The following is a 269-nucleotide window of genomic DNA, read 5'->3' as shown; positions in this document are numbered from 1 at the left end:
AGTGGGATGTGGAAGTGGTTATGAAATTGGATGAGGATGGAGTGGTGAAGTTGGAGGATAAAGTGAAAGGAAATGGGGAAGAGGGTGGAGAATTTATATTAGATAAGGATCGTTTGATGGAGGAGGGGATTAGGGAGTTTGATATGGAGAAGGAGGGAATGTTAGGATTATGGATGGCGGGTGCTGGGATCTATGATTAGGGATATCAGGTGGAAGGTGTGAATCGAGTTGGTGAACATGTGGAGAGCTCCAGTGAAGAGAAAGAACGA

General features: G+C 45.0%; 1 pseudogene. It reads left to right on the top strand.

Features of this window, described 5'->3' with window-relative positions:
* Positions 1-200: pseudogene (locus tag FS628_RS30620) on the top strand (FUSC family protein); the annotation flags it as partial.
* Positions 201-269: the final 69 nt, after the last annotated feature.

The sequence above is a fragment of the Paenibacillus xylanexedens genome (genome assembly GCF_007676705.1).
GTDB classification, from domain to species: domain Bacteria; phylum Bacillota; class Bacilli; order Paenibacillales; family Paenibacillaceae; genus Paenibacillus; species Paenibacillus xylanexedens_C.
The sequence above is the reverse complement of the archived record's forward strand: the minus strand, read 5'-3'. Positions and strand labels throughout refer to the sequence as shown.